A 22,077-nucleotide genomic window follows, 5' to 3' on the forward strand; every position below is an offset into this window, starting at 1 on the left:
TGCCGATAACAATTTTTCGTTCGCTGACACATCGTCAATACCTGCCCCAGGCTGTGTGAAAGGCCCTGCGCAGTATTAATGCCCGGGCATTGGACTGCTTGGGCGTTTTACATCGCGTTTTCGCCTTGCCGAGCCAGGGCTCGCAATGCGGCTCTGCTGAGGCAGCCGTGGCGTACGCAGTAACAGACTGATTTCCTCGGCGCTGACCGCTCTGCTGAAAAAGTGGCCCTGAATTTCATCGCAGCCGTTTTCGCGCAGGAAGGTTTGCTGCTCTTCGGTTTCGACGCCTTCGGCAATGACCTTGAGGTTCAGTTTGTGCCCCAACGAAATCACTGCGGTGGCGATGGCTTTGTCGTTCTCGTTGTCGGGCAGATCACGCACGAAAGACTGGTCGATCTTGAGTCTCGCGATCGGGAAGCTTTTCAATGCGGCGAGGCTGGAGTAGCCGGTGCCGAAGTCGTCGATCGAGAGACTGATCCCCATTGATTGCAGTTCCTTCATTTTGCTGATGGCTTGCTGAAGGTCTTGCATGATCAGACTTTCGGTCAGCTCCAGCTCAAGGTACATCGGGTCCAGTCCGGTTTCTTGCAAGGCATGCCTCACCCGGTCGATCAGGTCCCTTTCGATGAACTGGCGTGCTGAAATATTCACCGACATGGTGATCGGCGGCGAGCCCGCATCCTGCCACTCCTTGTTCTGTCTGCACGCGGCATGAATCACCCAGTCACCGATGGGCACGATCAGCCCGGTCTCTTCGGCCTGCGGAATGAATTTGATGGGAGACACGATGCCGAGCTCGGGGTGCTGCCAGCGGATCAGTGCCTCTACGCCAATAATCTGACCTGACTGCAAATCCACCTGTGGCTGGTACAGCAACAGGAACTCGTCATGGTTGAGTGCGTTTCGAAGCCCGTCTTGCATGGCGAGCTTGCCCTGAACCTTGTTTTTCATCTCGCTCGTATAGAACTGGTAACTGTTGCGACCCAGCTCCTTGGCCCGGTACATGGCGGCGTCCGCGTTGCTGAGCAACGTGTCGGTATCGCCGCCGTCGGCAGGGTAGGTGGCCAACCCCATGCTGCAGGTGACGTGGAGTGTATGTCCGCTGAGCTGAATCGGGCGCAGGATGGCTTCCTGGATTTTGTGCAGGGCTGGAGTAACGCCGTCGAGGTCTGAGGGCTGGTCGAACAGGATGATCACAAACTCATCGCCCCCCAGGCGCACGACGGTGTCGGTGCGGCGTACACACTCCCGCATGCGCTGGGCGACGGTTTTCAGCAGTTCGTCTCCAGCACTGTGCCCAAGGCTGTCATTCACCAGTTTGAATTTGTCCAGATCGAGAAACACCACCGTCACCAGGCGGTCGTAGCGCTGAGCATAAAGTATTGCCTGCTTGAGACGGTCTTCAAGCAGTGTGCGATTCGGCAGCCCGGTCAGGGCGTCATGGTCGCCCATATAGCGAATGCGCTTTTCGGTCAGTTGGCGTTCTATCGCAATGCCGGCAAGCGGTGTCGCCATGTCGATCAGTCGCGTCTCGGTCGAGCTAGGGCTGCGTACGGTGTTGGAATACAAGGCAAACGTACCCAATACCTTTCGCTCATGGGAGAGAATCGGCGTCGACCAGCAGGCGCGAAATCCATAGGGCGCAGCGGCTGAACGGTACGCCTCCCACAGCGGATCCAGCTCGATATCCGTGACGATGACCGGTTCTCGTCGATACACCGCTGTGCCGCATGAACCGACGTTCGGACCGATTGCAATCCCGTCAATGAGCTGGTTATAGGCTTTCGGCAAACTGGGGGCAGCCCCGTGCAGCAGGTGTTTGCCATCCTCATCCAGCACCAGGATGGACACCATCATCCCCTCCAGCTGGGACTCCACCAGGTGAGCCAGGCTGTCGAGGACTTCTGCAAGCTCGGTGCTCCTGGCGATCAGCTCCAGGACATGACGTTGTCCGGCACGGATGACGGCTTCTTGCTCTAATCGGCTGTTTTGCAGGGCGAGCCGCTCTGTGGCGATACTCAATTGGACCGTTCTTTTTTCCAGCTGAAGTCGGTCTTTGAGGAATTGATTCACCGCACGGGCCATGTTGCCGATCTCGTCCTTCCCATGTTCCTCCATCATCAAATGCGTTTTGTCAGTGTGTTCCTGACGCAACTGCCGGCTTATTTCATTCAGGCGCACGAGCACATGACGGCCCATGAAGACCCGGGTCACGAACCAGGCGAATATCAGGCTGGTGCCCAACATGATCAGCACCCATTGCTGGTTGCGATTTGAGGCCTCGACCAAGCGCTGCAGGGCTTCGCGATAGTCTTCGGTGTAAGCACTGGATTGCGCACGGGCCACCGCGACCAGAACCCCGGCCTCATTCTTCAGTTCCTCATTGAAGCGCTGTATGACGTTGTGCTGATTGATGAGCCTCAGGCGCAGGGAGAAGAGATCGGGCGTCTCCACATCCGCGTCGGGTAACTTGCCGGCGCTGCGTGACAGGCGCTCATAGCGGATCCGCAGCCGTTGCACGGCATCACTGTCAACAGTCTGCGGCAGATCGAAAAGCAACACCGCCAGTTCCAGGCTGACCCGGGCCTGTGTCGCGGTTAACCGGGTGGTGTAATCCTCCATGGCTTGCTCGAAGGTGACCTCGGTTTGCAGCAGGCTTTCTCGCAGCTGCGCAACGATGTTGGCGGTATTGCGGAACATCTGACTCGACTGATGCATGTCGAGTATCGCCACGCCACTGTTCGCAGCGGTCAGCTGCCGCACCAGTTGATCAAGGGCCTCAAGCTGTTCGACGGTCGCCGCATAGCTTGAACGCAGGGTGTCGGGGGAGCGGGTTGTCAGAAGCTGATCGGTCTGGCGTTCGATCAGCAAGGTACGCTGCAGCATGTCTTGCCCATCTTGCATGCGGACCAGTCGTTCATCCGTCAGCTGGCGGGTGGCATTGTTTGACGTGCGCAACGCGTAGACCGCCGTTGCACCACTCGCCAGGATCAGCAGCGCCAGCGTCAGAAACGCCAGTGTGAACTGTGCGCGTAGCGATTGTGGCAATAGCGGGCGTCCGAGCCGGGAAATAACGTCCAATATCAGGGGTTCCATTGGTGGCGATAGATGTCTCGATAGCCATTGTCAGGGTCGTACTGGAATTTCTTCCCGCCGTCGAAGGCGATATTGTCGGCATTGACCAGGTGAATCGGCGCGACGAAGCCGCTCACCGGCTGACCTGCAAACAGCCGGTTCAATTCATCCATCACTTGCCAGCCATGCAGGTTGAGCGGCTCGGCCACGGTGACGGTCTGGTAGGTTTTTGCCTGTATGCGCAAGAAAGCCGAAGCGCTGCCATCACCGGCAGACAACAGACTGATGCCGTCGCTGGGTATTGCGGCGTTGGTCAATGAGGCAATCGAGTAGTCGAAATAGATATCGTTGATGGCCAGCGTGTGGGTCCAGCGCTTGCCATAGCGCTGAAGCAGTTCCTTGGTGATCGCCGGCATCTTCTCGCTACTTTCGGAGATCGCAACATCGCGCACTTCCAGCAACGTACATTCCCGACAGGCCCGAATGACGTTTTCCATGGCCTTGGCTTTCGCCATGGCGATGCTGTACCTGGAGTCGGTCAGGATGACCACGCCGGCCTGTCCGTTTGACTGTGCCACTGCCGCCATGGCCGTGAGGCGAGCCACTTCGAGCGGGTCGGTCGTGACGTTCATGGCCACCGGCGTGCCGTCAATCGGTCCGGGTCGTGCCCCGGCGTGCCAGCCAACCACCGGCACATCCCGGTTGGCGAAGAGGATCAGCGCCGCATTGTTCTCAAGGGCATCGGAGCCGCACAGTATGAGGCCGTCGGGTTTCGCTGCCAGGGCATCGGAAAAGGCCTTCGCGCGCCCGGCCGATGATCCCGCGCCATCGAATATCTTCAGCGTCCAGCCCATCGCCTTGGCGGCCTCGCGAGCGCCCTGCGCGACACCGACAATGCCTCCGTTACGCAAATCTTCTGCGACAAAGGCGATGCTCTTGCCCCGCAGGGCTTGCGGGCCGGATTCAGGGCCGCTCCAGCGAACGGCTTCAAGGGTGGCCCTGGAAACGATTTCCTGCGCTTGAATCACCGTAACCGTGGCGTTTTCGACAGCCGCTGTGGTTGGCGGGTTCTGGCCGTATCCGGGAGTTGCCGTGAAAAGACAGAAAACCGTAATTGAAGCCATCCGGAGTGGCCCGGGCCTGGAGCCGATGGCGCGATCATAGTCTGGCATGGCGTCCCTTTTTGCCAAAAGTGCAGCGTTCACTGTCCGAAAGGATAGTCGGTTCTGCTGTCACCTGGTCTTTTGTGGGTAATGTGCGCGAACTTTAGTCCTGAACATTCAGGAAATGGGGCAGGGTCCATGGCACAAAACAAGGGACGAGGGCCAATTGCATCGTTGACTACATTGAGTGGTTTTACAAGGCTTCGACTTTGCATAGGCAGCCAAATCGCGATCTGTAGCAGCTGTCGAGCTTGCGAGGCAGCCGAACGCAGCCTCGCAAGCTCGACAGCTGCTACGGATGGTGTCGTTCCATTACGGCACACCCACGCCTTTACAAAGCGCTGTTGTACAAATCCGTCACCAGCATGCAACCGGGAGCATGGGTGATGCACAGTGGCGGACGTGAAGCCTGCACCACCGATTGAGGCGTCACACCGCACGCCCAGAACACCGGTATTTCGTCAGCTTCAATGGGAACGGCATCGCCGTAGTCCGGGGTATTGAGCGCGTGGATACCGATCAGCGACGGATCGCCGATGTGCACGGGAGCGCCGTGGACGTTGGGCATGCGCGCAGTGATTTGAATGGCCTGGATGGCGGCAGCAGCTTTCATCGGCCGCATGCTCACCACCAGCTTGCCACCGAGGCGAGCGGTGGGGCGCGTGTCGATGTTGGTCTGGTACATGGCGACATTGCGCCCCAGATCGATGTGCTTGAGGGGGATGCCGGCATCCAGCAGCGGTTGTTCGAAGGAGAACGAGCAGCCGATGGCGAAGGCCACCAGGTCATCCTGCCAAAGGTGCTCGATATCCAGCGGTTCATCGCTCAGTTCGCCATGGCGATAAACCCTGTATCGGGGCACATCGTGGCGAACATCAATGGCTGTCCCGAGATTGCGGAAGTACGGATCGCCCGGTTCGGTAATGTCGAGCAGCGGGCAGGCTTGACGATTGAGGGTGCAATACCTGAGGAACTCGTTGGCCCAATCACTGGGCAGAATCACGATATTGGCTTGCACCCGGCCTTGGCCCAGGCCGCTGGTGTGACCCTGATAGTGCCCGGCGGCGATGCTTTGGCGCAGGACGAGAGGAGTGCTGCGCTGCAGTTGTTCGAAGGACAGGGCGGGTTGATTCATCATGGCATCTCGGCAGGTTCGTTGACCCTTTTTAGAAACCCGCGGTGATGCCGTCCAACAAGGAATGTTGTTGCCCCCAGACAACTAAAAGTTATTCAGGGGCAGTCGGCTGTCGAGGCCCGGCGCCGCCACCATGAGTAACGGACCGACATCCGCCGCGTATTGGCAGACCACCTGGCGACTCATCTCGACGATGTTCTCGATCAGTTCCAGTCCGACCCCCGCGCGCCACGAGGCCACGACATCCAGTTGCGGCAAGCGACTGCCGGGATCCAGCTGGATCAACTCGCCGCTGGCCAGGGGTTTGGCCACCAGTGCCGCCGGCAAGGCGCCGATACCGAAGCCGTCACGAATCAATCGGGTCATGGCCGACACCGAGTTGACGCAACTGACGCGCGGAGCGCCGATGCCATGGGCGTGCAACAGGTTGAGCACATCCTGATGCGGCCGTGAGTGTTTGACGAAGGTGATGATGCGCTCGCCGGCCATCTCGGTGAGCGAGGCATAAGGCCGGGCGTAGATCGAGTTGCTGGCCGCGATCCAGTGCATGGGGTAGTGCGCCAGCTCGAGGTTGCGCACGCTTTCATGACGGATCAGATCCGTCTGGAAAACGATGTCCAGATAGCCCTTTTGCAGTTGCTCGCAGAGATTGCGTGCGGCGTCGGCAGTGATCTCGATTTCCACGGCAGGGAAGGTCTGCATCAGGGTCGACATAAACGGGCTGAGCCAGGTGTGAATCACCGTATCCATCACGCCGATGCGCACCAGACCCTGCTGCGGGCTGGTGTTGTCCAGCGAGTGTTTCAGCGCACGCTGAACCTCGAGCATCTGCTCGGCGTAATCGAGCACCTTGAGACCTTCGGGCGTCAGCGACACCCCGCGTGAATCGCGCACGAACAGGCGCAAGCCCAGCTCGTCTTCCAGCGCGGCGATCCGGCTGGAGATCGCTGCCTGAGTGCTGAACATTTTTTCGGCGGTCAGGCTGAAGCTTTGCAGGCGGGCGACCCAGACGAAGGTTTCGAGGAATTTGAGGTTCATGGCGGTTCCCTTGGCGCTTATGGCTCTTGTAATGAAGGGGCGAGTTGCAATTGTTACTCCAGAGTCCGTCATCGCGGGCATCAAATTTTCTTATGCATAACCTCGTCTTTTTCCCGTTTGACGCCGTTCTGCCCCGGCACGAAGAATCCGCTCCACGACGCAGGTCGCTGCGTCCGCCCCCCACGACAATGCCTTCACAAAAAAACAATGAGGCGTGTCCGTCATCTTCGCTTGCTGCTGCAGGAACCTCTTCCATGGGAAAAATCATGACTGTCCACGTGCCTTCAAAAGCGGGTCGCACCCGCCCATTCAATGGGTGCGCCCCAGTTGGCACATTGCTCGGCCTGAGTCTGCTCTGTGCACCGACCGCTCAGGCGGATTTCGTCGCGGACAGTAAAGGCAGCCTGGAAGCGCGCAACTTCTACTTCAACCGTGATTTTCGCCAGGACGGTTCGCGCGACAAGGCCGAGGAATGGGCACAGGGTTTTCTGTTGCGAATGGAGTCGGGTTACACCGCGGGCACGTTGGGTTTTGGCCTGGATGTTTTGGGCATGGCCGGTTTCAAGCTGGACTCCGGTGGCGGTACGGCGGGGACTAATCTGTTGCCGCCGGATAGGTCCGGCGGCTCGCAGGATCGCTATGGCGAGTTAGGCCTGACAGCGAAAATGCGCGTGTCCAACAGCACCCTGAAATTCGGGGCGTTGCAGATCAAGGACCCGGTGGTGAGCTCCAACGATACCCGCCTGTTGCCGAGCACGTTCAAGGGTGGGCTGGTGAATGTGCAGGAAATCGATCGTTTGAAGCTCACGGGCGGTCAACTCACGCAGATCAATTTTGTCGACTCCACCGACTATCAAGACATGACCGCCAACCGCATTGGCGGGCGGAGTGACAAGTTTCAGTTTGCCGGGGCTGACTATCAGTTCCTGCCGAACCTGACCGCGCAGTATCGCTACGGCCAGCTTGAGAACATCTACCAGCAAAATTACCTCGGGCTTGTGCACGCGCTGGACCTGGGCGCCGGCCAGTCGCTCAAGAGCGACGTGCGCTATGCGCGCAGTACCGAAGACGGCAACTTTCGAGATATTGATAACCAGGCCTTCGGTGCGATGTTCACCTATAGCCTGGGCGGCCATGCGTTGGGCTTTGGCTATCAGCGCATGAGCGGCGACGATCCGTTTCCCTATATCGGGCGCAGCGATCCGTACTTGGTCAACTTCGTGCAGATCGGTGACTTCGCCAACATCGACGAACATTCCTGGCAAGCGCGCTATGACTACAACTTTGTCGCACTCGGCGTGCCGGGGTTGACCTTCATGACCCGCTATATCTCTGGCGACAATGTGCAACGCACTGCGCCGGGTGAAGGCAAGGAATGGGAGCGCAACACCGATATCGCTTATGTGGTGCAGGACGGTTCGTTGAAAGGGCTCGGACTCAAATGGCGCAACGCATCAGTGCGTTCGAACTTCGGTAATGACCTGGATGAGAACCGTCTGATCGTCAGCTATACCGTGACGTTGTGGTAAATGCTGGGCGGACTTTATATTCGATTAAGGAATAAGCAAATCAATATATATTCCTTTTAATATTGATCCGGGAGGTTCATTTTGAAGGCCTGCACATCCGTGCGGATGTATTCGACATTAGACAGGAAGCCTCATCATGACCATCAAAGCGATCAACGTCCGCAACCAGTTCAAGGGTGTCATCAAGGAAATCGTGACAGGCGAAGTGGTCTCCGAAATCGATGTGCAAACCGCCTCCGGTATCGTCACCTCGGTGATCACCACCCGTTCAGTGCGAGATCTTGAATTGAAAGTGGGGAGCGAGGTGATTGCCTTCGTCAAATCCACAGAAGTTTCGATCGCCAAGCTCTGAAAGAGTGCCTGTTTGTTACTCCAGCAGAACCCACAAAAAAACGCCGCTCACTGAGCGACGTTTCTGTTATCGGCGCTGACAGGAGAAAAGTGTCGGCGGTTGCTTTCTACGGTGTACCGAGTGCTACTCGGGGGAGCCGTGCCTGCTCATCGAAGCTTGTGTACCGGGCGACTCCCAGTAAATAAATTCATACCGTTTTTTCCGCGAAGTAGGAGAATCAAAGCTGACGCGTCGGCTGTTAATACCTTCTTGACAGGCGACTGGCGATGCCTTTTTCACCTTTGGCTCCAGAACAACGTCGAACCGTCGACCAATCGAAAAGAATCGAAGTCATGCAAGCACCTACCTACCAACTACTGGAAGTCGCCAACGGCAAACCGATCAAGCTCTGGACCGAAGGCGTCCCGGTAGAAAACGAAGCCAGACAGCAATTGATGAACACCGCCAGGATGCCGTTCATCTTCAAGCATCTGGCCGTGATGCCCGACGTCCACCTGGGCAAGGGCTCAACCATCGGCAGCGTGATCCCCACCGTCGGCGCAATCATCCCCGCCGCCGTCGGAGTGGACATCGGCTGCGGCATGATCGCCGCGTGCACGTCGCTGACCGCCAGCGATTTGCCGGACAACCTGCATGGCTTGCGTTGTGCGATCGAGAAAGCGGTGCCCCATGGCCGCACCGGGGGCCGCGGCGTTCGGGACAAGGGCGCCTGGGACAGCGTTCCGCATCAGGCGGACCGGGCCTGGGCGGCACTGGACTCGCGGTTCAAGGCGATCACCGGTAAGTACCCGAAACTCGCCAACACCAATAACCGTGGGCACTTGGGTACGCTGGGCAGCGGGAACCACTTCATCGAGGTGTGCCTGGATGAAACCAACCGGGTCTGGTTCATGCTGCACAGCGGTTCCCGTGGTGTTGGCAACGCTATCGGCAACCTGTTCATTCAAATGGCCCAGGCGGATATGCGTCAGCACCTCGCCAATCTGCCGGACCGTGACCTGGCTTACTTTAAAGAGGGCAGCCGGCACTTTGATGACTATGTCGAAGCGGTCGGCTGGGCTCAGGACTTCGCCAGGCAAAACCGTGCGTTGATGATGCAAGCGGTGATTCAGGCGACCCGAAAAGTGATCAGCAAGCCCTTTGAGGTGGCGCTGGAAGCGGTGAACTGCCATCACAACTACGTGCAGAAAGAACGACATTTTGGTCAGGAAATTCTGGTCACCCGCAAAGGCGCGGTGTCGGCGAAGAAGGGCGAGTTGGGGATTATTCCGGGATCGATGGGCGCCAAAAACTTCATCGTCCGCGGGCTGGGTAACGAGGATTCTTTCTGCTCTTGCAGCCACGGCGCCGGTCGCACCATGAGTCGTACCAAAGCGAAAAGCCTGTTTACTGTCGAAGACCAGATCCGTGCCACCGCCCACGTGGAGTGCCGCAAGGATGCTGCCGTTATCGATGAAATTCCGATGGCCTACAAGGACATCGACCACGTCATGCACGCCCAGCGCGAGCTGGTGGAAGTGCTGCACACCTTGCGTCAGGTGGTGTGCGTAAAAGGATAGGAAAAATGGGCTCGGGTTCATCGCCGCAGCAGTGGGGCGTGCCCTTTCCAAACTGCCGCGCACTCAGGAAGGCAGCGAAACGGGATCGCCTTTGTGCACTTTTATAAGGCCGCGCAACACGCCGCTGCACTATGCGAAGGCAAACATCGGGCGTTCATGGTCACCCGTGGTCAACGTTTACTGGCGCAAGGACTGCCAATGGCCGGCTGGCACAAAGTCTGCTAGACACTGTTCAGGCCCACTGTGAATGCAGTCGAGTGGGCAGCCCCCTCGGTCAACGACGATCGATTGACCAAACAGGTCGTGGGCAACATCGGTGGTTCCGGCATAGATGCCTGACTTAGCACCGTAAATGAACAGGCAAAGACGCCTGGAACCGCAAGGTTTCAGGCGTTTTTTTTTGCTTTTTGAACAGCTATCGACGGGTGTCTCTTATGAATTCCAATGTTGCCACTTTGAACAAGCTGCAAACGCTGATCGTGATCGGCAATGGCATGGTCGGACATCATTGTGTCGAACAGTTGATCGAACGCGGTGCCCTTGATCAGTATCGGCTGCACGTGTTCAGCGAGGAGCCGATGCGTGCCTACGACCGCGTGCACCTTTCCGAATATTTCTCCGGCCGTGATGCCGAGTCGCTGGCCCTCGGTGAAGCTTCGCTGTACCAGACCCCGGGCGTTACGCTGCATCTGGGGGTGCCGGTCCTGGAAATCGACCGCGCCCGCCGTCAGGTGATCACCGCGCAAGGCTGCGTTTCCTACGACAAATTGGTGCTGGCCACCGGGTCTTATCCGTTTGTGCCGCCAATCGAAGGTGCCGAGGGCGATTCGCGGCTGGTGTATCGCACCCTTGAAGACCTCGACGCCATTCGTGCTGCGGCAAGCAACGCCCGACGCGGTGTGGTGGTCGGCGGTGGCTTGCTCGGCCTGGAAGCGGCTAACGCGCTGAAAACCCTGGGGCTGGAAGCTCACGTGGTGGAATTCGCCCCGCGCCTGATGCCGGTGCAGCTGGACGAGTACGGTGGCCTGGCGCTCAAGGCGCAGATCGAACGACTCGGCGTTGGTGTGCACCTGTCGCGTGGCACGCAATCGATCAGCGCAGGCGAGGAATACCGTTACCGGATGAACTTCGCCAATGACGAATTCCTTGAAACCGACCTGATCGTGTTTTCCGCCGGTATCCGTGCTCAAGACGCACTGGCCCGTCAATGTTCGCTGGAAGTCGGCCCGCGCGGCGGTGTGGTGATTGACGACCAATACCAGAGCAGCGATCCGAACATCTATGCGATCGGCGAATGTGCGGCGTGGAACGGCAGTATTTTTGGCCTGGTCGCCCCGGGCTACCAAATGGCGCGCGGTGTCGCCGCATTGCTGTGCAACGAAACCGCCGAGCCGTTCATGGGCGCGGACATGTCGACCAAGCTAAAGCTGCTGGGCGTCGATGTCGGCTCCATCGGCGACGCCCACGGCAGCACGCCGGGCGCGCGCAGTTATCAGTTCATCGACGAAACCACGGCCAGCTATCGACGCCTGGTGGTGGATGCCACGGGTAAGCACGTCATCGGTGCGGTGCTGGTCGGTGACAACAGCTATTACGACACACTGCTGCAATACATGCAGAACGCGATTGCGCTGCCGGCGGAACCCGCCAGCCTGATTCTGCCGTCGTCCGAAGGTGCGCCGACCCTGGGCCCGGGCGCGTTGCCCGAAGCGGCCACGGTCTGCTCGTGCCACAACGTCACCAAGGGTTCCATTTGCTCGGCCATCGACGGTGGCTGCACCGACCTCGGCCTGCTCAAGTCGCAGACAAAAGCCTGCACCGGTTGCGGTGGTTGTGCCGGGCTGCTCAAGCAGGTTTTCGAACATGAGTTGATTGCCCGAGGCGTCAGCGTCGACAAGAGCCTGTGCGAACACTTCGCCTATACCCGCCAAGAACTTTATGCGCTGGTGCGGGTAGAAGGGGTGATCACTTTCGAAGAACTGCTGGCCAAGCATGGCCGTGGCCACACCGGTTGCGACGTGTGCAAACCGGCGGTGGGCTCGATCCTCGCGTCGTGCTGGAACCAGCCGATCATGGACGCCTCACTGGTGCCGCTGCAGGACACCAACGACACCTTCATGGCCAACATGCAGAAAAACGGCACCTATTCGGTGGTGCCGCGCATCCCCGGTGGCGAGATCACTGCCGACAAACTGATCGCGATCGGTGTGGTGGCGAAGAAATACGACCTCTACACCAAAATCACCGGCGGCCAGCGTATCGACCTGTTTGGCGCGCAGTTGCATGAACTGCCGGACATCTGGGCCGAGCTGATTGCGGCCGGATTCGAAACCGGGCATGCCTACGGCAAATCGACCCGCACGGTGAAGTCGTGTGTCGGCAGCACCTGGTGCCGTTATGGTGTGCAAGACAGCGTGCAAATGGCCCTGACCATCGAGGACCGCTACAAAGGCCTGCGCTCGCCGCACAAGCTCAAATTCGCGGTATCCGGTTGCACCCGCGAGTGCGCCGAGGCCCAGAGCAAAGACGTTGGCGTGATCGCCACCGAGAAAGGCTGGAACCTTTACATCGCCGGCAACGGCGGCATGCGTCCGCGCCATGCTGAACTGTTCGCCACCGACCTCGACGATGCGACCCTGATCCGCTACATCGACCGCTTCCTGATGTTCTACATTCGCACCGCCGACAAATTGCAGCGTACCTCGGTGTGGCGCGAAAGCCTGGAGGGCGGCCTCGATTACCTCAAGGACGTGATCATCAACGACAGCCTCGGGCTGGGTGAAGAACTCGAATCGCAGATGCAACTGGTGGTCAACCGCTATGAATGCGAGTGGGCCAACGCCCTCAAAGACCCGGAAAAACTCAAGCGTTTCCGTACCTTCGTCAACGATAAACGCCCGGACCCGGACATCCATTTTGTCCAGGAACGCGGCCAGCGGCGCCCGATCATGGCGGCCGAACTCAACCTTATCCCTGTTACCGAGGAGATTGCCTGATGAGCCAGTCCAATACCCAACGCATCGATTCCCTGGAACACACCGAGGCCTGGCAAACGGTGTGCGAGCAGCAGGACCTGGTCAGCAACTCCGGGGTTGTCGTCTGGCTCGATGGCGCGCAAGTGGCGCTGTTCTACCTGCCGGGTGCCGAGGGTCGGACCCTCTACGCCATCGACAACCATGACCCGCAATCCGGGGCGAATGTGATCGGTCGCGGGTTGGTCGGCAGCATCAAGGGTGATCTGGTGGTTGCATCGCCGATCTACAAACAGCATTTCCGCCTTGAGGACGGCAGTTGCCTGGAGTACCCGCAACAGCGTCTGCGTGTCTGGCCCGTGCGGTTGAACAGCGGCGTGGTGGAAGTCGGGGTGGCTTGAGTCTGTTTAACCGCATCGCGTATCCGCATCGGAGGCATTTATGAAAACAGCTGCGCAGTTGCTGAAACTCAAGGTCGTGCAAAACCGTCAGGTGCATAGCATCGCGCCGGATGAAATGGTGCTTGAAGCGCTGAGGATCATGGCTGAAAAGAACGTGGGTGCGCTTCCGGTGATCGAGGCCGGGCAGGTGGTCGGCGTGATCAGCGAGCGCGACTATGCGCGCAAGGTCGTGCTGCAGGGGCGCTCTTCGGTGGGTACGCCGGTGCGCGATATCATGAGTGCGCCTGTGGTGACGGCTGACAGTCAGCAGAGTATTGAGCGTTGCATGGCGGTCATGACTGACAGCCATCTGCGTCATCTGCCGGTGATGGAGGGTGGTGAACTGATGGGGCTGTTATCGATTGGGGATCTGGTCAAGGAAGCTATCGTTGAGCAGGCGGATTTGATTCGGCAGTTGGAGCATTACATTCGCGGGCACTGAATGGGTCTGGGCCTAGGTGTTCACTTGAGGTTGGGGGACATATCCGTTTCTGCGGTGATGGCTGCTGAGGGTTCCGCCCTTACGGCGGGTCACTTTGGAAAAGCGCCAAAGTAACCAAAACGCTTTGGCCCCTGACGTACGGCCCTTCGCCTAGGCTCAGGGTACCCTCGCTCCGGTCCTGCTCCGTGGGCCCGCCGCCATCGGCCATCCATGGCCGGGGGCGGCTACCGCGGCATCCTTGCCGCGGTGCCCACTGCGCAGAACCTGCGCTCGGCCTTCCGACGGGGCAGGTCAAAATCAAAAGCCAGATCAAAAGCCAGAGCGAGGCGACCTGATAGCCGGCCTGATGTCAGTCATGGTCATCGGCGGTGGACACCTATGCCATGCCTGCCAAAAATCCAACTGTGGGAGCGAGCCTGCTCGCGAAGGCGGACTTACATTCAACATTGATGTCGACTGACAGGACCTCATCGCGAGCAGGCTCGCTCCCACAGGGGAATGCGTACGCTTGAAGAGACAGGCCGGCCGGTAGGCCGCCTCGCGGTGCTTTTTACGGTGCCCGCCCCATCGAAAGGGGCAAGAGCCCTTGGTTACTTGGGGCTTTTCAAAGTAACTCGCGGTAAAAGCGAAACCGATAGCCGCCGTAACCGCAGAAACGGATATGCACACGGTTTTGCGGCTTTCTTGATCAGTATCAACCGCATATCCAGGCAGTCTCTGTAGTCTCCAGAGACCGACAGCCAGTGCGCTCACCCCAATGTTCGCCGTAGCGCGGGTTGCCTTGACCCAAGGCGAAAACACCATGATCTATCCGCTGATTCTGACCTTGCACCTGTTTGCCGCGCTGATCTTCATCGGCACGGTGTTCTTCGAAGTCCTGTTCCTGGAAAGCATCCGCAAACAGCTACCCGCCAGGGTGATGCTGCTGGTGGAGCAGGGCATCGGCCGCCGGGCCCGCTCGCTGATGCCGTGGGTGCTGCTGGTGTTGTTCGGTGCGGGGCTGGGCATGGTCTGGTTGCGTTACTTGCCAGCCCTGGCCTCACCACTGTCCTCATCGTTCGGCACATTGCTGGCGTTGAAAATCGCAGTGGCCGTGAGCGTGCTGCTGCATTTCCTCGGCGCGATGTTTTTGTTCAAAAGCGGCCGGATGAGCCCTCGATACCTGCACTTCATCCATGGCAGCCTGTTCTGCCACATGGTCGTTATCGTGCTGCTGGCCAAGGGCATGTTTTACCTGACGTGGTAATCGGGGCTGACCGGTGGTCCGTTGTGCAGACACTTAGCTTGCGCTTGATGCAAATCAAGGAGCATTGATGGTTAAACCCGGAGACTGAAAGTCCGCAGCCAGTCTCGGAGACCGTCATGCTCGATTTCTTTCACAACCCTGGCGAGATCGCTCGGTGCGATCAAGGCGTGCTTGACCCTAACTGTCATGCCGACACGCAAAAATTTCATGACGGTATTGGCTCGCTGGATCTGCTTCGTGCACTGCGCGTCAGCCGCCAGAAGTGCCGTCCGCTGTCCCTGAACGTGCAACTGCCTTCCAGCCTCAAACCGTCTTCCTGTTCCCCGCGCGATATCGCTGGCGAGCACAGCAACATCGAGCAGTACCTTCAGCACCTGGAGCAGGAAATCGACCTCGTTGGTTGTCACCTGGGTGCGGAGCAACGGGTCGAGCAGTTTCATCTGGGCGGCGGAATACCTGCGCCTGCTGATCTGGAACGGCTGATGAGTCATCTGCGCGGCCGGTTCAAATTTCTTGAACATGAAGGCGGCGACTACAGCGTCGAGGTCGATCTTCACCACACCGACTGGTCGACGATGGGGTTGCTGCGTAACCAGGGATTCAATCACGTCAGCATCGGCGTGCCGGATATCGACGCCGACTGTGACAGGTCGGTGGCCTGCTACCAGAACCCGGCGCCGATCCAGTCACTCATGGATGCCGCGCGCACCTTTGGCTTTCGATCCATCAACGTCGATCTGGGTTTTGGCCATGCCTGGCAGACACCAGACAGTTTTGCGCTGAAGCTGGCGAGCATTATCGCGCTGGAGCCGGACCGGCTGATGGTGTTCGATTATGCCCGGCCACCACGCCGCTATCGGCCGGTGCTCGGTGACAAAGTCAGAGCACTGTGCAGCCAGGACGATAAAGGCGCGATGCGCCAGATCTGCTTTGATCAACTGCTTTGCGCGGGTTATCACTACATCGGTCTGGGGCAGTTTGTCCGGCCCGATGATGATCTGGCGGTCGCCCAGGAGCGAGGCCGGTTGCGCCGTACCTGCGAGGGTTTCTCCCGTCACGGCTATTGCGATCATGTTGGATTTGGCTTGGGCGCCATCAGCCAGATCGACGATTTGTACACGCAAAACACCGACGAGATTGAACGCTATCAGCAACAACTGGACATGCGGCAATTGCCGACGTGTCGAGGCTGGCGCTTCGAGGCGGGGGATCAGATCCGGCAAATGGTCATGGAGCGTCTGGCGTGTGATCAGGAACTGGATATCCGCGCCATCGAGAGGCGTTATGGGCTGGTTTTTTCCAAGTACTTCTCCGCCGTCTGGCCGTTGCTGGAGCAATTGAGCCGGGATGGGTTGATTGAATTGTCAGACCGCTTCATCAGCATCCTTCCCGCCGGTCGGCCGGAAGTGGACGCCATCTGCAACCTGTTTGAAAAGGATTTGGGCGGTGCGAAGCATTAACCTCCTGCGAGTTGATCGATCATGAACACGACCTTTGATTTCAATCGCGCCCTGGTCGAAAAGTACGACCGCCCGGGGCCGCGTTATACCTCTTACCCCACGGCGCCGCAGTTTCATCAGGCGTTTGCCGTTGACGACTATCAGCGTGCCGCCCGTGACAGCAATCAGGTGGCCGCGCCAAAACCGTTGTCGGTGTATATCCACATTCCGTTCTGCAAAAGCCTTTGTTACTACTGCGCCTGCAACAAAATCATTACCCAGAAAACCCATCGCGCCGTCGAATACCTGACGTACCTCAAACGTGAAATCGCGATGCAGGCGGCCTTGTTCGACACCACCCGCAAACTCACTCAGTTGCACCTGGGGGGCGGCACGCCGACCTATTTGACCAGCGAGCAGCTGGCGGACCTGATGGACTGCCTGCACCAGGCGTTCAACATGGATGACAGCGATGACCATGAGTTTTCCATCGAAGTCGACCCGCGCACCATCAGCACCGAGCAGATTCAGTCGTTGCGCCAGTTGGGCTTTAATCGCCTGAGTTTTGGCGTGCAGGATTTCGACCCCGACGTGCAGGCGGCGGTCAATCGCCAGCAAAGTGAAGAGCAGATTTATGCGTTGGTGGCGGCGGCGCGCGAGGCGCACTTCAAGTCGATCAGCGTCGACCTGATCTACGGTCTTCCCCTGCAAACCGTGCAGAGTTTCGACGTCACCCTCAGCAAGATCATCGCGCTGCGTCCGGACCGGATTGCCGCCTACAGCTACGCGCATCTGCCGGAGATGGTCCGCGCGCAACGGCTGATTCGTCCCGCCGACATGCCGCCACCGGAGCGCAAGCTGGAATTGCTCGAACTGACCATCCGCCGTCTGACCGAGGCCGGTTACGTCTATATCGGCATGGACCATTTTGCCTTGCCGGATGACGAACTGGCGCTGGCCCGGGCCAATGGCACCCTGCAGCGTAACTTTCAGGGCTATTCCACCCATGCCGACTGCGATTTGATCGGCCTTGGGGTGTCGTCGATCGGCAAGGTCGGCGACAGCTACAGCCAAAGCGTCAAGGAGCTTTCGCAGTACTACGCGCGTATCGATCAAGGGTTGCTGCCAGTGCATCGCGGTTACCGCTTGAACGCTGACGACCTGCTGCGCCGCGAGGTAATCAGCGACTTGATGTGCCATGGCCGTATCGCGTTCAGCCAGTATGAGGCGCGGCATGGCATTCGCTTTGCCGAGTATTTTGCCGAGGCGTTGGCACAGTTGGGCGAGCATGTGCGCGATGGGCTGCTGCAGATTCACCGCGACGAATTGGTGCTGTTGCCACAAGGGCATTTGATGATGCGCAGTGCCGCGATGGCGTTTGACGCCTATCTGGGCGGTGAGCAAAAAGGGCAGTTTTCACGCACGGTTTGAGGCCGCGTGTCCTCTAAAGACGCAAGTTGATTTCAATCAAGGGCAGGGGGCGCAGCGCTCCCTAACATGACCGAAAGCCCTTTCGAAATCAGCGAACCCATGACAATCCAACAGCCTTCGATACTCGGCAACCTGCGCGCCTGGGGCGTCGGGCTGGTGGTCATGCTAATGCTGATGCTCGCCACCTTCGAGGCTGTGCAGGCCAAGCAGTACGGCGACATCGAGCAGCAGCGCATCGAGAAAACCTTCCCTCAGACCGATTCCGTTTCCGCCCCCGAAGGCCCGTTCAAGGTCCGCACACTGTCCGCCGCCGGCAAGGTCATCGGCTATGTGTTCCAGAGCCTGGACGTGGTGGATATTCCGGCCTACTCAGGCAAACCCATCAACACCCAAGTGATTCTCGACACGACCGGCATGATTCAGGATGCCTATGTGCTGGAGCACCACGAACCGATTCTGCTGATTGGCATCCCTGAGGCAAAACTTCACGGGTTCAGCGCCAAGTACAAAGGCGTCAAGGTCAATCAGCGGGTCGTCGTTGGTCATTCCAGTGATCCGAATGCGGTCACCGTCGATGCCATCGCCGGCGCAACCGTCACCGCCATGGTGGTCAACGAGGTCATCATGCGCGCTGCCCACGAGGTGGCCGTATCGCTGAAGCTGATCGAGGACACGGCCGGTATGGCACGCAAGCCCGCCACCGTGCGGCAGGGCTTTTTCGAGCCCGCCACCTGGGAACAACTGACCGGCAACGGCGCCATCCGCCGCTTGAACCTGACCCGTGGCCAGGTCGATGCCGCCTTCAAGGGCACCGACGCTGAAGGTGTGGAAAACGCCGCCGCCGATCAGGTTGATGAGACCTTTATCGAGCTCTACACCGCCGACCTGAATCCGCCGACCATTGGCCGCGCGCTGCTGGGCGACAATCAATATCGCTTCCTCATGCAAGACCTCAAGCCCGGCGAGCAGGCCATTGTAGTGCTGGGTCGCGGGCTGTTTTCCTATAAGGGCTCGGGATACGTGCGCGGCGGGATTTTCGATCGGGTGCAATTGCGCCAGTTCGGGAATGTCATCAGCTTTCGCGACATGGACCACCAGCGGCTCTCCGACGTGTTCGCCAAGGGCATGCCGGAATTCACTGAAATGTCGATTTTCATCGTGCGCGAACCAGCGATGTTCGATCCGGGATCGCCCTGGTCCTTGGAGTTATTGGTACGTCGCCAGACTGGCCCGGTCAGCGGCACGTTCAGCAGCTTCGAACTGGCCTATCAATTGCCCGAGCCGTACCTTGAGCGCCCACTGCCCAGCGCCGAAGAACTGGCCGCCATCGAGGAAGCCAGTCGGCCGATGTGGTTGAACATCTGGTACCAGAAATCCTTCCAGATCGCCGTACTCGGGACTGCGTTGTTGCTACTGACGGCGATCCTGTTCCTGCAGGATACCTTCACCCGCCGGCCGCATTTTCTGCACTGGCTGCGCCGCGGTTACCTGGTCTTTACCGTGGTGTTTATCGGCTGGTACTCGCTGGGGCAGTTGTCAGTGGTCAATGTCCTGACCTTCGCCCATGCGCTGTTCGATCATTTTCGCTGGGAGCTGTTTCTCACCGCTCCGCTGATCTTCATGCTCTGGGTCTTCGCCGCCGCCAGCATTCTGCTGTGGGGTCGCGGTGTGTTCTGCGGCTGGCTGTGCCCGTTTGGCGCCTTGCAAGAGTTGATCAACGAGGCCGCACGCAAGCTGAAAATCCCTCAATACGAACTGCCGTTCGCGGTCCATGAGCGGCTGTGGGCGATCAAATACATCATTTTGCTGCTGCTGTTTGGCATCTCCCTGGAGTCGATGTCCACCGCCGAGCTGTTCGCCGAGGTGGAACCGTTCAAGACCGCCATCACCCTCAGGTTCGACCGCCAGTGGTGGTTCGTGCTCTACGCGGTGGCGCTGCTGGTCATCAACCTCTTCACGCGCAAAGTCTATTGCCGCTACATCTGCCCCCTGGGCGCGGCGTTGGCGATTCCGAGCAAATTTCGCCTTTTCGACTGGCTCAAGCGCCGCAAGGACTGCGGCACGCCCTGCCAACTGTGCGCCAAGGAATGCGAGATCCAGGCGATTCATCCCGATGGCCGAATCAATGCCAACGAGTGCCACTACTGCCTCGATTGCCAGATGACTTACCAGAACGACAACAAGTGCCCGCCGCTGATCAACAAGCGCAAGAAGCGCGGCAAAGCGGCACCCGCCGCTGTGCAACTGATACCTGTCGTGGAAGTGACCGCTCTGGGATGAACCCCGCGAGCGCCTGTCCGCAGTGACCGTTTTTATCTCTTCAAGGAAAACACCTGATGAACGACACAGAATCTAAAAAAGTAGCTGAAGTGCCGGAATCGACCGGCCTCAGTCGTCGCGGCTTCCTGGGTACCAGCGCGGTGACCGGCGCGGTACTGGCTGGCGCCACGGCCCTTGGTGGCGCAGTGTTCACCCGTGAAACCTGGGCGGCTGCGGCCAAGGACGCGCAATCGAAAACCCACGTCGGGCCGGGCGAGCTGGACGAATACTACGGTTTCTGGAGCGGCGGCCATCAGGGCGAAGTACGGATCATGGGCATTCCGTCGATGCGCGAGTTGTTGCGTGTTCCGGTGTTCAACGTCGACTCCGCCACCGGCTGGGGCCTGACCAACGAAAGCAAACGGATCATGGGCGACAGCGCGCATTTCCAGAATGGCGACTGCCACCACCCGCATTTGTCGATGACCGACGGCAAGTACGACGGCAAATACCTGTTTATCAACGACAAGGCCAACAGCCGCGTTGCACGTATTCGCCTGGACATCATGAAGTGCGACAAGATGCTCACCGTGCCCAATGTGCAGGCTGTTCACGGGCTGCGCCTGCAAAAAATGCCGCACACCAAGTACGTATTCGCCAACGCCGAATTCGTCATTCCACACCCTAATGACGGCAGCACCTTCGACCTGCAGGACAAGAACAGCTACACGATGTTCAACGCCATCGATGCCGAGAAAATGGAAATGGCCTTTCAGGTCATCGTCGACGGCAACCTGGATAACACCGACGCCGACTACACCGGCAAATATGCGGCTTCGACCTGCTACAACTCGGAGAAGGCCTACGACCTGGGCGGCATGATGCGCAACGAGCGCGATTGGGTGGTGGTGTTCAACATCCAGCGCATTGAAGCGGCGATCAAGGCCGGCAAGTTCATCACTCTGGACGGCTCGAAAGTCCCGGTAGTCGACGGTCGAAAAACCGAGGGCAAGGACAGCGCATTCACCCGTTACATCCCGGTACCGAAGAACCCCCACGGGATCAATATGACGCCCGATGGCAAGTACTTCATTGCCGCCGGCAAACTCTCGCCGACCTGCACGATCATCGCCACCGCGAAGCTGGATGATCTGTTCGACGACAAACTCAAGGACCCGCGTGACGCGGTGGTCGGCGAGCCTGAACTGGGTCTGGGCCCGCTGCACACTACTTACGACGGCCGCGGCAATGCCTACACCACGCTGTTTATCGATAGCCAGGTGGTGAAGTGGAATGTGGAGGAGGCCGTTCGCGCCTACACCGGCGAGAAGGTCAACTACATCAAGCAGAAACTCGACGTGCAGTACCAGCCGGGCCACAACCATGCGTCGCTGACTGAAACCAGCGAAGCCGACGGCAAATGGCTGATGGTCCTGAGCAAATTCTCCAAAGACCGCTTTCTGCCGACCGGCCCGTTGCACCCGGAAAACGATCAGTTGATCGACATCTCCGGCGAGGAAATGAAACTGGTGCACGACGGCCCGGCCTTCGCCGAACCCCACGATTGCATCATGGCCCGGCGCGACCAGATCAAGACCAAGAAAATCTGGGACCGCAACGACCCGTTTTTCGCCGAAACCGTGGCGATCGCCGCCAAGGACGGGATCAAGCTGGAGACCGACAACAAGGTCATCCGCGACGGTAACAAAGTCCGCGTCTACATGACCTCGATGGCCCCGGCCTACGGCATGCCGGAGTTCACCGTCAAGCAGGGCAACGAGGTCACGGTGACCATCACCAACATCGACCAGATTGAAGACGTGACCCACGGCTTCGTGATGACCAACCATGGCGTCAGCATGGAGATCAGCCCGCAGCAGACCTCATCGATCACCTTCATCGCCGACAAGGCTGGCCTGCATTGGTACTACTGCAGCTGGTTCTGCCATGCGCTGCACATGGAAATGGTTGGCCGCATGAAGGTCGAGAAGGCCTGA

The 22,077-nt window shown here is 58.9% G+C and carries 16 protein-coding genes; 12 read left to right on the top strand and 4 right to left on the bottom strand.

Features of this window, described 5'->3' with window-relative positions:
• Positions 1-75: 75 nt before the first annotated feature.
• From ACMXYJ_RS15545 to ACMXYJ_RS15560, 4 genes are all read right to left on the bottom strand, one after another.
• Positions 76-3,096: an EAL domain-containing protein gene (locus ACMXYJ_RS15545; protein ID WP_415760541.1), complete on the bottom strand. Its 3,021-nt coding sequence runs from the start codon at positions 3,094-3,096 to the stop codon at positions 76-78.
• On the bottom strand, positions 3,084-4,199 hold the full coding sequence (locus ACMXYJ_RS15550; RefSeq protein WP_415760542.1) for a substrate-binding domain-containing protein: 1,116 nt from the start codon (positions 4,197-4,199) through the stop codon (positions 3,084-3,086). The genes ACMXYJ_RS15545 and ACMXYJ_RS15550 overlap by 13 nt, the downstream gene beginning before the upstream one ends.
• Before the next feature lie 370 nt (positions 4,200-4,569).
• Positions 4,570-5,373 carry a putative hydro-lyase gene (locus ACMXYJ_RS15555; RefSeq protein ID WP_415760734.1) on the bottom strand — a complete coding sequence of 268 codons (804 nt, stop codon included), beginning with the start codon at positions 5,371-5,373 and terminating at the stop codon, positions 4,570-4,572.
• Between the two features lie 84 nt (positions 5,374-5,457).
• Positions 5,458-6,411, bottom strand: coding sequence for a LysR family transcriptional regulator (locus ACMXYJ_RS15560; RefSeq protein WP_415760543.1), 954 nt, complete (start codon positions 6,409-6,411; stop codon positions 5,458-5,460).
• Between the two features lie 266 nt (positions 6,412-6,677).
• Between ACMXYJ_RS15560 and ACMXYJ_RS15565 the strand changes: the two genes are divergently transcribed.
• From ACMXYJ_RS15565 to nosZ, 12 genes are all read left to right on the top strand, one after another.
• The gene (locus ACMXYJ_RS15565) at positions 6,678-7,940 is read left to right on the top strand and encodes an OprD family porin (RefSeq protein ID WP_415760544.1); all 1,263 of its coding nucleotides are present in this window, start codon (positions 6,678-6,680) and stop codon (positions 7,938-7,940) included.
• A 136-nt stretch (positions 7,941-8,076) separates the two neighbouring features.
• On the top strand, positions 8,077-8,292 hold the full coding sequence (locus ACMXYJ_RS15570) for a TOBE domain-containing protein (protein WP_008145745.1): 216 nt from the start codon (positions 8,077-8,079) through the stop codon (positions 8,290-8,292).
• Positions 8,293-8,624: 332 nt separating this feature from the next.
• Positions 8,625-9,851: an RtcB family protein gene (locus ACMXYJ_RS15575; RefSeq protein WP_415760545.1), complete on the top strand. Its 1,227-nt coding sequence runs from the start codon at positions 8,625-8,627 to the stop codon at positions 9,849-9,851.
• 93 nt (positions 9,852-9,944) lie between these two features.
• A complete protein-coding gene (locus ACMXYJ_RS15580; protein WP_415760546.1) occupies positions 9,945-10,076 on the top strand; it encodes a hypothetical protein in 132 nt (43 codons plus the stop codon).
• 209 nt (positions 10,077-10,285) lie between these two features.
• On the top strand, positions 10,286-12,847 hold the full coding sequence (nirB, locus tag ACMXYJ_RS15585) for a nitrite reductase large subunit NirB (protein WP_415760547.1): 2,562 nt from the start codon (positions 10,286-10,288) through the stop codon (positions 12,845-12,847).
• Positions 12,847-13,224: a nitrite reductase small subunit NirD gene (nirD, locus tag ACMXYJ_RS15590; protein ID WP_415760548.1), complete on the top strand. Its 378-nt coding sequence runs from the start codon at positions 12,847-12,849 to the stop codon at positions 13,222-13,224. The genes nirB and nirD overlap by 1 nt, the downstream gene beginning before the upstream one ends.
• 40 nt (positions 13,225-13,264) lie before the next feature.
• Positions 13,265-13,705: a CBS domain-containing protein gene (locus ACMXYJ_RS15595; RefSeq protein WP_046046902.1), complete on the top strand. Its 441-nt coding sequence runs from the start codon at positions 13,265-13,267 to the stop codon at positions 13,703-13,705.
• Between the two features lie 802 nt (positions 13,706-14,507).
• Entirely contained in the window at positions 14,508-14,951 is a 444-nt protein-coding gene (locus ACMXYJ_RS15600; protein ID WP_415760735.1) for a CopD family copper resistance protein, read from the top strand.
• A gap of 116 nt (positions 14,952-15,067) precedes the next feature.
• Positions 15,068-16,411 (top strand): coproporphyrinogen III oxidase, encoded by a 1,344-nt coding sequence (locus ACMXYJ_RS15605; RefSeq protein WP_415760549.1) that lies wholly within the window; start codon positions 15,068-15,070, stop codon positions 16,409-16,411.
• Between the two features lie 21 nt (positions 16,412-16,432).
• Positions 16,433-17,821: an oxygen-independent coproporphyrinogen III oxidase gene (gene hemN, locus ACMXYJ_RS15610; protein ID WP_415760550.1), complete on the top strand. Its 1,389-nt coding sequence runs from the start codon at positions 16,433-16,435 to the stop codon at positions 17,819-17,821.
• Positions 17,822-17,920: 99 nt separating this feature from the next.
• The gene (gene nosR / locus ACMXYJ_RS15615) at positions 17,921-20,101 is read left to right on the top strand and encodes a transcriptional regulator NosR (protein WP_415760551.1); all 2,181 of its coding nucleotides are present in this window, start codon (positions 17,921-17,923) and stop codon (positions 20,099-20,101) included.
• 53 nt (positions 20,102-20,154) lie between these two features.
• Entirely contained in the window at positions 20,155-22,077 is a 1,923-nt protein-coding gene (gene nosZ, locus ACMXYJ_RS15620) for a TAT-dependent nitrous-oxide reductase (protein ID WP_415760736.1), read from the top strand.

It is taken from the genome of Pseudomonas arabinosi (assembly GCF_047758675.1).
Taxonomy (GTDB): Bacteria; Pseudomonadota; Gammaproteobacteria; order Pseudomonadales; family Pseudomonadaceae; genus Aquipseudomonas; species Aquipseudomonas arabinosi.